Origin of the sequence: Telluria beijingensis, assembly GCF_030770395.1 — a bacterium.
GTDB lineage: Bacteria > Pseudomonadota > Gammaproteobacteria > Burkholderiales > Burkholderiaceae_D > Telluria > Telluria beijingensis.
In genome coordinates, this window is sequence record NZ_CP132480.1 from 3,372,737 (window position 1) to 3,386,553 (window position 13,817).

The window sequence follows — 13,817 nt, forward strand, 5'->3', positions numbered from 1 at the left end:
TCAGGATCGGCCCGGTGGCCGCGCGGCCAGCTGTTCCGGGCTCGAATAGATCGTGATGCCCTGCCCGGCCAGGCGCTCGAGGTGGTCGAAGAAGGCGCGCCCCGGGATGACCCAGGCCTGCGCCGCGCCGACCGCGCCGTTCGTCTTCAGCCCGGCCAGTTCGAACTCGCGCTGGAAATAATCGCGCAGGTCGCCCCGGCCCGGATGGTCGATGCGGTTCGCGGTCGCCGCCGCGGTGAACGGCCGTACCGGCACGTCCCATGACTGGCCGTGCCGGTCGCGGCAAGGCAGGCGGTAGGTGCGCTGTTCCCAGATCGCGGCCGGGAAGGCCTCGCCCAGCGCGTCTTCGAGCACGTGGTAGAAGGTCACCGGTCCCATCGAGATGCCCAGGCCCAGCACCTTGGCGCCGTCGAGTTCGACGAAGCGCTGCCACGGCGAGCCGGCGCCGAAGATCGACGGCGCATGGTGGTGGCCTTCGGTGAGCCAGGCCGCATGGCGCCCCCAGGCTGCCACCGAATGGGTCGGATGGACGCTGCGATGGGTGGCCGCCCCGGCCAGGAAAGTCTCGGGCAGGCGGCCCATATTGGTGCCGTGCACGCGCGGATCGAATACATAGCCTTCGAGCTCGCAGGTGGCGCGCACCGTGCCCGCTGGCAGGTAGTAAGTTGGCACCAGCAGCGTCCCCTGCGCGCCCAGCGCGTCCTGCAGGGCGCCGATCACGGCCGCGGCCCCGCCTTCCACATACCCCAGGCTCTTGAGCGAGGAATGCAGGAACACGGTATCGCCCGGCGCGATGCCCAGCGCCGCCAGGTCGCGCGCCAGCTCCGCGCGCGTCACATGGCGGCCGGTCTCGCGGATCCGCCGCTCGCTGCCGCGGCGGCGCACGGTTTCGAGGACCGACTTGAGCGCGCGCTTGAGCGGATCAAGCATGTTCGGTCCTGGCCACCAGTTCTTCTTCGAGCAGGTTGGCGTCGATGCAGAACTTGGCGGCCCAGTTCAGGTATTCCCATTTGCCGTAGTCGCCATCGACCGGGAACGAGCCCTTGATGCCGCCGACGGTGTCGGGCGGACCGTCGAAGCGCACCGTGCGCCGCACGAACGCGGTCAGCCTGCGGCCGACCTCGAGGTAGCGCTGCTCGCCCGTCAGGCGGTGCAGCAGGAACAGGCAATGCGCGATCTGCACCGAGCCGGTCAGGCAGACATAGTCGACCGCCGGCTTGAAGGCGCGGTCGAGGCGGCCGGCCAGGTAGCCGTCCGGGCCCACGGCCGGGAGCAGGCTGTCGGCGGTGCGGATCGCCGCCTGCAGCAGGTCGGCGCGGCCCGACAGCAGATGCGCTTCGAGCACGCCGCGCAGCACATAGCCGATGGTGTGCGTCAGCGGATGCTCGGGATCGTTGAGGCAGTTCGATGCGAACCAGCCGTTCGGCTGCTGCTTGCCCAGGGCCCAGTCGACCTGGCGCAGCCCGGCTGCGCCGTAGCCGTGGCCGGGCGCCACCCGTTCGGCCTCGAACAAGCCCCAGGCGACATGGGTTTCATAGGCTTTTTCGCCGGGCTTGGCGAACGGCGTCGCATGCTTGCGCCAGCAGCCGTCGTCGTCCAGCGAGTCGCGCAACCAGGCCGCGGCGCGGTGCATGGCGTCGAGGTAGCGCGGGTCCTGGTATTCGGCCGCGCCGGCGGCCAGCCCGATCAGGATCTGTCCGGTGTTGAAGGTGACCGGCACGCGCGGCATCGCATCGACCTTGCCGCCCTGGAAGCCGCCTTCCGGGAACTGGATCGCCACGCACCAGTCGAGCATGCGCCGTGCGCGCGCGTGCAGGTCGGGATCGTCGTTGCGGCGCGCCATCGCGATGATGGTCGGGATGATGTAGCCGGTGGTTTCCGGATACGACGTGGCCCAGCCCGTTTGCAGGCTGAAGTCGCGCGCGACGCCGCCATCCTGCGACGCCGAGCGGTCCTGCGCCCTGCACAGCCATTGCGTGCAGGCCGCGATCACCTTCTCGCGACCAGGGTCGTGCGGCGCCAGTCCGCGCCGGTCGGCCTGCAGTTCGGCCCGCGCGCCAGCCGTCAGTGGCGGCGCGGAAATCTTGTTCTTGAGTTGTTTGAGAAATTCGAGCACAGGGATCCTGAAGTGACGATAACGAGGGGTCGATCGGATTGGGTCGGGAACGCGTTCGCACCTGCAGATGCAAACTTAACGATTTTATAATGCCATAATTACATTCTTCTTTTTCTCTGTCAATTTCTCAAGTGCTCAGCCGGCGAGGCGCGGACGGCGCCGCAGACGCTGCGCCACCTCCATCACCAGGGTCCGGTTGCACACCAGGCTGAACAACACATACGCCACCATGCCGCTGGCGATCTCGAGCGCCAGCGCCACGGCCAGGTTGCTGCCGCCGCCGCCGAACCAGGCCAGCCTGACGCCCCATACAGCGCCATACATCGCGCCGGCCGCCGCCAGCGCCGGCGCCACGCGCCGCGCCACGTCGCGGGTCGGGATGCCGATCACGGCCAGCATGCGGCGCAGGTTGACGAACAACACCACGGGATAGGCGAACAGCCACGAATAGGCGACGCCGGCAATGCCCCAATGGCTGCCCACATAGAAGGCGATCGGCATCACCACGCAGCCCAGCGCGGCATTGCGCAGGGCGACGTCGGAACGTCCGATGGCATCGGTCACCGTGGGCAGGAAACCGACGATCATGCGGAACGGCATCACCAGGGTCAGGATCTGGAACGGCAGGACGGCGCCTTCCCATCCCGCTCCCAGCAGCACGGGGATCAGCTCGTAGGCGACGCAGGACATTCCCCACAGGACGGGGAACGCGATCGCGCTGACGTAGCCGATCGCCTTGAGCAGCTGGGCGCTGATGGCGGCGCGGTCGTGCTGGAAGCGCGCGGCGGCCGGGAACACGACCTGGTTCAGGATCGCCGAGACGCGCTGGACCGGCAGCGACGCCAGGTGCATCGCCACCGAATACAGGCCCAGCACATGGTCGCCCAGCAGGCGCCCGACGATGACCGCATCGGCCTGGGTAAACAGGAACCACAGCAGGCGCGAAGCCGTGATATTCCCGCCGAACATGACCAACTGGCGCATGCCGCCCAGCGAGAAATGGGGCCAGGCGGGGAACGGCGCCGCGCAGTTGAGCAGGACCGCCTTGGTGATCGAGGTGGCCAGCATGCCGGCCACCAGGGCCCATACGCCCTGGCCGGCGAGCGCCATGGCCAGGGTGACCACGCTGGCGGTCACCGCGGTCGCCAGTTCGATCAGGGAGCGCCACCGGTATTCCAGCTTGCGCTGCAGGATGACGTCCGGGATCACGCCGAACGGGATGATCAGGAACTGCAGCGACAGGCAGCGGATGACGGGCACCAGCCGCGGCTCGGCATAGAACGCCGCCACCAGCTCCGCGCACAGGTTCAGCAAGGCGCACAGCATGAGATTCACGCTCCACACGATGCCGTAGGCGCGCTGCATGGTTTGGCGCGTGATGTCGGTCTTCTGGACCAGGGCCGGGCCCAGGCCGACCTCGGCGAACATGGCCAGCAATGCCAGCAGCACGGTGGCCAGGGCCAGCAGGCCGTAGTCGGACGGCTCCAGCAGGCGCATGACCCAGATCGTGATGCCCCATGTGATGAGCTGGCTGCCGAGTTTCGCCCCGGCAGTCCATTTCAGGCCTCGTGTAATTTCGTTCTGCAGCTTCATGCTTCGTGCCTGCTCGTCATGCTGCTGGCCATCAGTCGGCCAGCGTCCGGGTCCAGTAACGGTGCAGCAAGGTCGGCGCCCGCAACTGGTGCAGGTAATCCTTGCCGCTCAGGCGCAGCGCCAGCATGAACAGCCTTACCCGCAGCGTGCCCAGGTATTGGCGGTTGAAGTCCGGGGCCAGCAGCTCGCGCGCATTGGCCAGCGCGGCCTGGATCCTGCGGCGCAGTTCGGCCGCGCCCATCTTGTCCCATTGATAGGTGGCTTCCTCCGGCAGCGGATGCGGGCACGGCACATGGCGCGGATAGGCCTGCCACGGCGTGCCGGCCACGGCCGGATTGAACTGCTGCAGCCACTGCACGTAGAACCCGTGGCGCAGGAAGGGATCGAAGGGCTCGCGCATCACGTCGGCCAGGAACTCGGCGTCGAAGAACGGCAATTCGAACTCGAGCCGGCCCAGGTCCATCGATTCGAAGTGGTTGAACAAATGGCGGCGCTGGTCGTTCATCATCAGGAACAGGTACCAGGCGCGGCCCGGATCGGCCGGCGCGAGCGCCTGCAGTTCGCTACGCACCCCTTGCATCATGAGGCTGTTCATCTCGCTGCCGACATGGGACTTGAACAGCTTGACCGACAGGCCGAGCCGGTTATAGGCGAAAAACTGCCGGATCGAGGCATCGACGTCGCCCGCGCGCAGGGAATCGACCATGTCCTGGTTCAGGTAGACATGGCCCAGGCCCACGCTGCCGCCGTCGCCCGACCACAGCACCCGCGGCCGGGCCGGCCCGGCCGCCGCGTACGCGGGCAGCTTGAGCCACTCGTGCACGGTGGCCTTGCTGTAGGGATCGCCTTCGACGACGGCGGTGCGCACCAGCGGCGTGTTGTGGGTACCGAGCCGGTCCGAGATCATCTTGCCCAGCACCTGGTCCTGGCTGCCCGGCGGGGCGTAGTTGGCCGTGAAGACGGCGGCGCCGGCGTCGCGCAGCTCGGCCACGATCACGCGCGAATCCAGGCCGCCGCTCAGGAAGGCCGCGGTCGCGCGGTCGGCCCCGAGCCGGATGCGCACCGCCTGGCGGAAGGTCCGGTGCAGGCGTTCGTGGGCCGGCAGGTCGGACGCGGAAGGCGGCATCGCCTCGTCCCAGCGCCAGTAGCGCGGGCGCCGCAGCTCGCCGCCGTCGGCGACCAGGTGCTCGCCCGCCAGCATCGAGAACACGTTCTCGTAGGGGGTGCGGTCGCCCAGCGCGAAACCGAAGGTCGCCGCCTCGGCGATGCCTTGCATGCCCAGCGTCTTCTTGCAGAACGGGACGGCTTCGATGATGCGCAGCGCCGTCGCGAACACGATGAAGTCCGGCGACACCCAGCAGTAGATCGGCCGCACGCCCGACTTGTCCGTCATCAGGTGCAGGCGCCGGGCGCCGGTGTCGTAGACGAAAGCGCAATACGTGCCGCGGCAGGCGCGCAGCGCGGCGTCGCCGTCGGCCGCGAGGTCGTGGGCGATGGCGGCCAGGCTGGCGTCGCGCGCCAGCGGCTCGGCCGCATCGGCCGGGTGCAGCAGGGGGGCGCCGGCGACGAAGGCCACGCTGCCCGCATCGGCGTGGCTGCCCTGGCCGCCCAGGGCGCCGATGTCGAGGGTCAGCAGCAATGCCCGGTCATCGGCGAATGCCTGGACGGCATCCGCATCGTCCGGATGGCGCGACATGGCCTGGCGCAACTGCTGCGCAAGACCCTCCGGAACCGGCCGATCGGGGCGGCGCGCATAAACCCCTGCGAAGATGGACATAACTTATCCTCAAGAAATGGATTTTGGAAATTATTGCATTTTACGCAGGTTTTTCCGTGCCCCCGGTGACGCTTGAAACGCCTTCTTGATCCGTTCGTCCCCGCGGTGTTGCAAGACAGGCATCGAAATCCTCGAAGGCGCCGAGGCGCGGCTGCTCGGGACGCGCCGCGCCGCACAGGTCGGGCACCGCCGCCGGCTGCGGGCTGCGCCCGGCCGGTGCATCGCGCCAGCGGAAATCGAAGGCCTGCGGCTCGCGGAACAGTGCACGCACCGGATGGCGGCCGAGGTAGAGGCTGGCCGCCGAACCGAACTGGTTGTCGCCCAGGCGCAGGAGGCCGCCATCGCGGCTGCGGATGATGCCGTCGACCAGGTTACCGTCGATCGTCGCGCTACTTTCGGGAAAACGCACGGTGATGCCGCCCGTGTCGACCAAGGTATTGTGCAGCAGGCTGCTGCGCGCCGCGGCGTTCAGGTAGATGCCGTCGTCCGAACACGAGGCCACCAGGTTGGCGCGCAGGATGCCGCCGGCCTGCTCGGTAATGCATTTTCCGTCACGGCAATATGCCTTGCCGGTGCCGCCACCGCCCAGCGACAGGCCAATGCGCTGTCCGCGCGCGCCGCGCAGCCGGTGTTCGCAGATGACGATATTCTGCTCGAACAGATTATCGGCGCCGCCACCCTTGGCAAAAGCGCCATAGCTGATCCGGTCACCCCCGGCCTTGATAAAATCAGTAATCAGATTGTGGCGAATGATCCAGTTATTGACGGTGACGAGATCGATGGGCGTTACTGGCCTGGTACTAATGCGCGCACTGTCATTACGCAAGGTATTCGATATGATTTCGCCATGGTCGGGATAACGCCCTTTTTCTGCATTGACCTTGAAATGGGCGTCGAAGTCCACAATCAGGTTATTGATTGAAGTAAAATGATGAGCATTGCCGACAACATGGAATGCATGTTCGCAGCGACTGCCTTTATGGCAGGCGCCAAAGACCGCCAGATTCTCGAAGCGCCAGAACGGTGCGCTCACCCTGAAACCCTCATTGGCATCGATATCGATCCGGACGCTGCCCGGCCGCTCGGCCCTGACGACGATCGGGGCGTGCGGGGCGCCGGGACGATAGGCGGGCACGACCCGGTCGACACGGTACCGGCCCGGCAGCAGCAGGATGCTGTCGCCCGGTAGCGCCGTGGCGATGGCGCGCACCATGGCGGCGCTGTCGGCCACCACCACCTGGCGGGAGGCCGGCGCCGGCATGGCTGGCGCCACCGGCTGCACCCCGACCACGCCATGCCAGTCGCGCCCGGGCAGGTCATGGCTCCCGCGGTCCAGCGCCAGCAACCACGTACTGGCCTGGCGGCCGATCAACTCGATCGCGGGATTGTGGCCGCTGGCGCGACGTTCTATATAGGGGCCGAGCGACCGCGGCGTGATTCCTTGCTGGTTCAGCCAATAGATGGCGCCTCCCAGGCAGAATATCGCCAGCAGGGCCAGCGCAAAAAGAAGACGGCGCATGTTAATCACTTGGAAACAGGTATTGCATAAAAGGACTCGGTGCTTTTAATTTTGTTAAAAGAATTAATTTCAATTCAATGGAATGATTGATAAAGCGAGCTCATGCATGGATAAACTTCCAATGAAATACGATGGTTAAATCAAGGAAGTATTTGTTTGCAACAATCTTGAACAATCAAACAATCAAATGTTGTTTTCCGGAATTTTGTGAATTTTTTTCGTTAGTAAAGTAAAATTTTTCCACACGTCAACTGATATTTCGCTGTAACCTGAATGTATCCATGCGGCACTATTTGTTTCCCGCTGATCTCCACCTTACATTCAATCATGCGAAATTCTACTTCAGTTGCTCCCGTAACAATTCTGTCGATCATCTGCGCAGCACTGGCCGGTTGCGGTGGTGGCGGTAGCGCGGACGCGCCGATCGCCAGCGCCGTGACCAGTGCCGAGGTCGTTACCTCCGTGCCGAACTCGATGTCCGGCACGGGCGAAGCCATCATCGGCAGCAAGGCTGCTCCCACTCTCATCCCGGACCGCGGGGCGCCACTGCCGACCGGCGGCAGCAAGACGAATACCGCGCCGTCGCGTTCGATCACCACGTTCCAGCTGACGAGCAGCGCCACGGCCGCGCAGTCGTCGGCAGCGGTCACCTTCGGCCAGGCATTCGCCCAGGGCGACGTGCGCAGCGGCGAAACCCTGGTCGGCAAGACCGCCGCCGGCGCCGCCATCCCGCTGCAGGTGAACGTCAAGGCGCGTCACCCCGACGGCTCGGTTCGTCACGCGATCATCACTGCCCAATTGCCGAGCAGCGCACCGAAACAAAGCGAAACCATCACGCTGTCCACCGCCACCGCCACCGCCCCGGCCGCGGCGGCAACGCCGGCCGCCCTGCTGGGCGCCGGCTTCACCGCGGGTTTCACCGCGACGATCGGCGGCGTGCGCTATACGGCATCGGCGGACGAGATGCTGAAATCCGGTAAGTACACCGTGTGGCTGAACGGCCCGCTCGCCAACGAGTGGATCGTCGGTGCGCCGCTGAAAACCGCCGACGGCGTGCCGCATCCCCATCTTACCGCGCGCTTCGCCATTCGTTCGTATGCGGGCAGCAACAACGCACGCGTGGACGTGACGGTCGAGAACGGCTGGGCATACGAGGCCGCGCCGCAGAACTTCACCTACGATGCGCAGGTGCTGGTCGGCGGACAGCCGGTCTATACGCAGAACGCCCTGGAACACTACCACCACGCCCGCTGGCGCAAGGTGTACTGGTGGGGCACCGAGCCGAAGCTCGAGATGCGCCACAACACGGCTTACCTGATCGCCAGCAAGGCCTTGCCGAACTACGACCAGTCGCTGGTGATCAAGGAAGCGACGATCGCTTCGTGGTCCAAGCGCTGGACGACCGGCAACACCGCGCCGATGCAGGCCGGCGTCGGCCAGCCTTACATGCCGACGACCGGTGCGCGCAGCGACATCGGCCTGATGCCGGCCTGGAACGCCCTGTACCTGCTCAGCATGGACCAGCGCCTGAAGGATATCTCGCTGGGCATGTCGACCCTCGCCGGCAGCTGGTCGGTTCACTACCGCAACAAGCAGACCGACCGTCCGGTGACGCTGGCCGAATACCCGTACATCACCGTGATCGGCAATGCGCCGGACACGAAGAACCCGAAGACCCAGCAGCGCGAAGCCTTCCCGGCCTGCCCGGCAACGCTGTGCAAGACCCCGATGGTGGCCGACACCTCGCACCAGGCCGCCTTCTCGTACGTGCCTTACCTGGTCTCGGGCGACTATTTCCACCTCGAGGAGCTGCTGTTCTGGGCTAACTGGAGCAGCTTCTACGGCAACCCGGGCTACCGCGAGAACCTGCGCGGCCTGGTGAAATCGGACCAGGTGCGTGGCCAGGCATGGACCCTGCGTACGGTGGCCGAGGCAGCGTACATCGTGCCGGACGACGATCCGCAAAAGGCTGGCTTCACCAATATCGTGAACAACAATATCGACTGGTACAACGAGAACTACACGAACAACCCGAACACCAACAACCTGGGCGTGCTGACGCACGGTTACGCGATCGTGTACGACAAGAAGACCGGCCTGGCCCCATGGCAGGACGACTTCTTCACCGCGGCGGTGGGCCGCATGGCCGAACTGGGCTTCGACCGTGCGCAATCGCTGCTGACCTGGAAATCGAAGTTCTCGGTCGAGCGCATGGTGGGCGACGGTTACTGCTGGATCGAGGCACCGGCCTACAGCATGAAGGTTCGCGACAGCGAAACCTCGCCGCTGTACGCGACGATCGGCGATGTGTACAAGTTCAACCACACCGCCGACTTCCTGAAGCTGGGCTGCGCCAGCGCCGAAATGGCGGCAAACCTGAAGCTGCGCGTCGGTGCGATGGTGGGCTACGTGACCACGGTGAGTTCGCAATCGATCATCCGCCCGGCCCTGGCCTACAGCGCCTCGGTCAACAGCAAGGGCAAGCAAGCCTGGGACCTGTACGCCAAGCGTCCATTCCAGCCCGACTACGCTGCCGAACCGCAGTTCGCCATCGTGCCGCGCTGATCGTCCAGCATCCCGTCAAAGCGGAAGACCTCGGTCTTCCGCTTTTTTTTTGGGGGCACGCGAGCGTGATGGCCGCGCGTGCCGGCGCGCGATCGCGCCTGCCGGCAAACTTCAGTGTCGAAAATATAACATTTTCACGTACCCGGACGCTGTTGCTCTTCTTCACATGGTATTCTTGCAGTCATTTCTTTCGCATCAACATGCCCGCTCCGGCAGGGGACATCGGCATGGCGAAGCCCTGGTGAAAGTGAACCATGATTGATAACGCGGCCTTACTGCTGTTCGGTTTGTTGATTGTTTATACCGTTTTTCGTGCCATCAAGCTCGACCGGCAAATTCCCTGGTTTTCCAAGGACAGCACGCCAGTAGAGCCCCCTGCGGACCGCAAGCCAACAGTAAAAAAATAAATCCGGGCACCGCTGCCCCATTCCTGGCGATCCCTGCATCCGCCCGCCCTGCCGCCCAATCCTTCGACTACACGCATGCAAAGTCTTTATCTAACGGCTGTCTTCCTCGGCCTGATGCTCATGGGGTTTTCAGCCGCCTTCGCGGCCGCCCTGGGCTTCGTATGGGTCGACGTCGTCAAGCCACAGCAGCTGGCCTATTCGATCATCACCGGCTGGCCGCTGTCGATGGCGGCGGCGCTGGCCATGCTGGGCCAGTACATGATCAACGACCGGAAGGCGCCACCGCGTTTCGGCGCCCTGTTAATGCTGATCCTGTTCTTCGCCGCCTGGGTGACGCTGACCACCTCGATGTCGACCATTCCGGGACGTCCATGGCAAAAATGGGACTGGGCATTCAAGGTAATGATCTTCGCGATGTTCATCCCGTTCATCTTCCGGTCACGGGTCCAGATCGAGGCCTTCATCCTGGTCCTGATCTTTTCCGCGGCGACGATCTTCTGTTCAGCCGGCGTCAAGACCCTGCTCGGCGGCGGCGGCTACGGCGTCCTGTCGATCATGGGAGGCGGCAATACCGGCCTGGCAGAAGGGAGCACCCTGGCCGTTGTCTGCGCGATGCTGGTGCCGTTGATCGTCTATGTGATGCGGCACAATCTCCTGCTTCCAAAGAACCTTTTCACGACCTGCCTCTTCCTTGGCATCATCGTCACCGCGGTCGCGACGGTCATCGGCACCAGCGCGCGTACCGGCATCATTGCCCTTGGCGTGCTCGGCATCGTGATGCTGCTCAAGTCGCGCAACAAGCGCTGGTGGATTGCCGCGCTGGCGATCGCGGCTGTCGCCTACCTCAACATCGACCTGACCGCGACCACCTGGGGCGAACGCATGTCGACCATCGAATCCTACGAGCAGGACTCGTCGGCGCTGGGCCGGATCAGGGTATGGGAATGGACGCTCGATTTCGTGCGCGAGCATCCCCTGGGCGGCGGCTTCGACGCGTATATCCATAACCGCATCTCCATGGTGACCGAGGACGGGACCGTTCACTACTACCCCGCATGGCAGCAGGCAGGCAAGGCATTCCACAGCATTTACTTCGAAGTGCTGGGCGAGCAGGGCGTGCCCGGTTTCATCGTCTACATCACGATGATCCTGCTGTGCATCCTCAAACTGCGCTCGCTGAAGACAAGGTGGAAGCAGCATGCCGGCATGGCATGGATGGTCGCCCTGGCCGACGCGCTGATCAGCGCCATCTTCGTGTTCCTTGCCGGCGGCGCATTCGTCGGCATCGCCTACCAGCCCTTCATTTTCTACGTGATCGGCCTGACGATCACGCTCGACCAGTATTCCGCAAGGGTGCTGCGCGACGATCAGCAGGCCGCGCTCCGGAAAACCAGGGAAGAAAGACGCGTGACGACGTGAGAATCCATCAACTTGCCGGACTACGCGGCATATGCGCGTGGTGGGTGGTCCTGTTCCACTCCCTGACCCTGCTGGGCGACTCGATACCGGCGCCGCTGGCACGCCTGCTGGCCCACGGTTACCTGGCGGTCGACCTGTTCTTCCTGCTCAGCGGCTTCGTGATCTACCTCAGCTACCATGCCGCGCTGGCGCAGCAGAGCGCCGGCAGGATCGGCAAATTCTACTGGCATCGGCTGGCGCGCATCTACCCCGTCCACTTCGTCATGCTGATCGGCTACCTGGGCCTCTACGTCGCATTCCAGCTGCTTTCGAGCAGCGGCTCGGCCCCGGAATCCTATACCTGGACCGCCTTCTTCCAAAGCATGTTCCTCGTGCATATGTGGGTTGGAAGCGAGCTGACCTGGAATGTGCCGTCCTGGTCCATCAGTTCGGAATGGTTCGTCTATTTATTCTTCCCGCTGATGGCGGCCTGCCTGCGCAAGCTGCGCGCGGGCGCGGCGATCCACATGCTCATGATCGTCGCGATCGCCAGCGGCCTCGGGCTGGTATACACCCTGCAGGGCGTGATCTCGCTGGGCGCGGACGTGCCACGCATGGCCCTGGTACGCACGATGTTCGAATTCCTGATGGGCGTGTTCGTCGGCTCCCTGTTCGTCAATCACCGGGCGGTGCTGGAGAAACACGGCAACGCCGCGCTGCTCGGCTTCGTCGGCCTGGTCACGCTGTATGCCGTGTTCGACCTGCCCGACTACGCCGTGATACCGATGTCCTTCGCGCTGTTCATCGCCTATCTCGCGGTTGCCACTTCCTGGATCGCCGCTTTCCTGTCCCGGCCCTCGCTGGTCTACCTGGGCGAGATATCGTACTCCACCTATATGGTGCATTACCTGGTCTATGACGTGCTCAAGGCGGCGTTCATGTCGAATACCAACGACATCAATCCCCTGTATGTGTGGCTGTCGTTCGTGGTGGTCTTCGTGCTGTCGATGGTGCTGCATCATGGGATCGATGCGCCGGCGCAGCGGCATATTCGCCGTCTTACGGCACGCAAGAGCGTGCCTAGCCAGTATCCTTCGCAGGGGTGACATTGTGCGGCTCCTGGTGGACGAGCCTGGCGATATCGGCAAAGAGAAGGACAGGAAAAAATAGAGCGCCTACGCCAAGAATTAGATTTTTTATTTCAAAATCAAACGCTTGGCTCTCTTTGAGCCGCTCTTTATACACAGAGATTCAAAGAGAATCCTGGGTCAGGCTGTCCAGGGTCGCCACCGATGTCGTTTCCTTGGTGTCCCGGGCTCACCTGCCGGCACGGTCCTTGACGGGCTGCGCTGCCGAGATCGATCCCGGCTGACAGGCGTTCAAGCTTCTCTCGGCAGAAGATGCGAGAGCAGTATGAGAATAGTGAGCGGTAATGATCGCGTGTCGCTCAGGAATAAACCGTGCGATGGCGACAGGATAAGACGTCGAATTTCCACAAGAAATGGCGCGGCTGGCTGGGATCGAACCAGCGACCCTTGGCTTCGGAGGCCAATACTCTATCCACTGAGCTACAGCCGCGCAGGGAAATACGGGTGTCCGAAGGATACAGTTTTTCCGCCTGCCCGTCCATGGGGAACTGCCGTTCTCCTCCCATATAACTAGTTACAATCAGAAAACTTAGGACTATAATCGGCCGCAACCGGAGTTTGCAATTCGGCATGAAACGGCATGCCGAGACAGGATCGCAGGTTTTTTTTATCCCCTTAAGGAAATCATGAGCGACGCACATAACGAACATCAATCCCTCATCCGGACACCGAAACAGCTGGTGGTGGCCGTCACAGGGTTCTTCCTCGTGATCGTGATCGGCATCATCCTCCTGGTTTCCTTTGTCACTACCGCGCCGGTCACCGGCGCCGGCACCGATGGCCAGAGCGCCGAGGCGGTGACCAATCGCATGCGTCCCGTCGCCGAAGAAGGCTTCACGCTGGTCGATGCGAATGCCCCGCGCGTGCTGCAAGCCGGCGCCGCCGTGTATGCCGCCACCTGTGCGGCTTGCCATGACAGCGGCATGGCCGGCGCGCCGAAGACGGGCGATAACGGCAGCTGGGGTGCGCGCCTGGCGCAGGGCTACGATACGGTCCTCAAGCATGCGATCGAGGGTATCCGCGCAATGCCTGCCAAGGGCGGCAATCCCGACCTGGACGACATCGAAGTCGCACGGGCGGTGGTGTTCATGACCAACAAGAGCGGCGCCAGCTTCAAGGAGCCGGAAGTGCCCGCTCCGGCCGCCGGCAATGCGCCGGGCGACGCGGCCGCTACCGGCGAGACCCAGGCAGCCGACCAGGCCGGCGCCGAGCCGAAGGCCGGCTGACCGATCGCAGCGCCTGTGCCCGGGCCAGTACCGGGCACGCCCTCCCCGTCCTCGATAGCAATTTCATA

11 protein-coding genes and 1 tRNA gene are annotated in these 13,817 nt (G+C 64.2%); 6 read left to right on the forward strand and 6 right to left on the reverse strand.

What is annotated here, in order from left to right:
• The 5 genes from Q9246_RS14950 to Q9246_RS14970 all read right to left on the reverse strand — a co-directional run bounded on the left by Q9246_RS14950 (position 1) and on the right by Q9246_RS14970 (position 6,699).
• The gene (locus Q9246_RS14950; protein WP_306391379.1) at positions 1–930 is read right to left on the reverse strand and encodes an AAC(3) family N-acetyltransferase; all 930 of its coding nucleotides are present in this window, start codon (positions 928–930) and stop codon (positions 1–3) included.
• Positions 923–2,116, reverse strand: a complete 1,194-nt coding sequence (locus Q9246_RS14955) for a hypothetical protein (RefSeq protein ID WP_306391380.1) — start codon at positions 2,114–2,116, stop codon at positions 923–925. The genes Q9246_RS14950 and Q9246_RS14955 overlap by 8 nt, the downstream gene beginning before the upstream one ends.
• A gap of 135 nt (positions 2,117–2,251) precedes the next feature.
• Positions 2,252–3,709 carry a lipopolysaccharide biosynthesis protein gene (locus Q9246_RS14960; RefSeq protein WP_306391381.1) on the reverse strand — a complete coding sequence of 486 codons (1,458 nt, stop codon included), beginning with the start codon at positions 3,707–3,709 and terminating at the stop codon, positions 2,252–2,254.
• Positions 3,710–3,740: 31 nt separating this feature from the next.
• Positions 3,741–5,486 (reverse strand): asparagine synthase-related protein, encoded by a 1,746-nt coding sequence (locus tag Q9246_RS14965; protein ID WP_306391382.1) that lies wholly within the window; start codon positions 5,484–5,486, stop codon positions 3,741–3,743.
• A 40-nt stretch (positions 5,487–5,526) separates the two neighbouring features.
• On the reverse strand, positions 5,527–6,699 hold the full coding sequence (locus tag Q9246_RS14970) for a polysaccharide lyase domain-containing protein (RefSeq protein WP_306391383.1): 1,173 nt from the start codon (positions 6,697–6,699) through the stop codon (positions 5,527–5,529).
• Between Q9246_RS14970 and Q9246_RS14975 the strand changes: the two genes are divergently transcribed.
• The 5 genes from Q9246_RS14975 (at position 6,698) to Q9246_RS14995 (ending at position 12,481) form a co-directional block, all read left to right on the forward strand.
• Positions 6,698–6,901, forward strand: coding sequence for a hypothetical protein (locus Q9246_RS14975; protein WP_306391385.1), 204 nt, complete (start codon positions 6,698–6,700; stop codon positions 6,899–6,901). The genes Q9246_RS14970 and Q9246_RS14975 overlap by 2 nt on opposite strands.
• A 431-nt stretch (positions 6,902–7,332) precedes the next feature.
• Positions 7,333–9,570 (forward strand): RIFT barrel domain-containing protein, encoded by a 2,238-nt coding sequence (locus tag Q9246_RS14980; protein WP_306391386.1) that lies wholly within the window; start codon positions 7,333–7,335, stop codon positions 9,568–9,570.
• Positions 9,571–9,824: 254 nt separating this feature from the next.
• Positions 9,825–9,977, forward strand: a complete 153-nt coding sequence (locus Q9246_RS14985; protein WP_306391387.1) for a hypothetical protein — start codon at positions 9,825–9,827, stop codon at positions 9,975–9,977.
• A 75-nt stretch (positions 9,978–10,052) separates the two neighbouring features.
• A complete protein-coding gene (locus Q9246_RS14990; RefSeq protein ID WP_306391388.1) occupies positions 10,053–11,396 on the forward strand; it encodes a putative O-glycosylation ligase, exosortase A system-associated in 1,344 nt (447 codons plus the stop codon).
• A complete protein-coding gene (locus tag Q9246_RS14995; RefSeq protein WP_306391390.1) occupies positions 11,393–12,481 on the forward strand; it encodes an acyltransferase family protein in 1,089 nt (362 codons plus the stop codon). The genes Q9246_RS14990 and Q9246_RS14995 overlap by 4 nt, the downstream gene beginning before the upstream one ends.
• 396 nt (positions 12,482–12,877) lie before the next feature.
• Here Q9246_RS14995 and Q9246_RS15000 read toward each other — a convergent pair.
• Positions 12,878–12,953: transfer RNA gene (locus Q9246_RS15000), tRNA-Arg, on the reverse strand.
• A gap of 196 nt (positions 12,954–13,149) precedes the next feature.
• On the opposite strand from Q9246_RS15000, the gene Q9246_RS15005 reads away from it, so the two are divergent.
• Positions 13,150–13,749, forward strand: coding sequence for a c-type cytochrome (locus tag Q9246_RS15005; RefSeq protein ID WP_306391391.1), 600 nt, complete (start codon positions 13,150–13,152; stop codon positions 13,747–13,749).
• Positions 13,750–13,817: the final 68 nt, after the last annotated feature.

What these genes read in the sequence shown, in the direction of transcription:
- Q9246_RS14950 (WP_306391379.1), bottom strand. Translation starts at nt 930, where the DNA reads ATGCTTGATCCGCTCAAGCGCGCGCTCAAGTCGGTCCTCGAAACCGTG.
- Q9246_RS14960 (WP_306391381.1), bottom strand. Translation starts at nt 3,709, where the DNA reads ATGAAGCTGCAGAACGAAATTACACGAGGCCTGAAATGGACTGCCGGG.
- Q9246_RS14965 (WP_306391382.1), bottom strand. Translation starts at nt 5,486, where the DNA reads ATGTCCATCTTCGCAGGGGTTTATGCGCGCCGCCCCGATCGGCCGGTT.
- Q9246_RS14975 (WP_306391385.1), top strand. Translation starts at nt 6,698, where the DNA reads ATGGCGGCGCTGTCGGCCACCACCACCTGGCGGGAGGCCGGCGCCGGC.
- Q9246_RS14970 (WP_306391383.1), bottom strand. Translation starts at nt 6,699, where the DNA reads ATGGTGCGCGCCATCGCCACGGCGCTACCGGGCGACAGCATCCTGCTG.
- Q9246_RS14980 (WP_306391386.1), top strand. Translation starts at nt 7,333, where the DNA reads ATGCGAAATTCTACTTCAGTTGCTCCCGTAACAATTCTGTCGATCATC.
- Q9246_RS14985 (WP_306391387.1), top strand. Translation starts at nt 9,825, where the DNA reads ATGATTGATAACGCGGCCTTACTGCTGTTCGGTTTGTTGATTGTTTAT.
- Q9246_RS14990 (WP_306391388.1), top strand. Translation starts at nt 10,053, where the DNA reads ATGCAAAGTCTTTATCTAACGGCTGTCTTCCTCGGCCTGATGCTCATG.
- Q9246_RS15005 (WP_306391391.1), top strand. Translation starts at nt 13,150, where the DNA reads ATGAGCGACGCACATAACGAACATCAATCCCTCATCCGGACACCGAAA.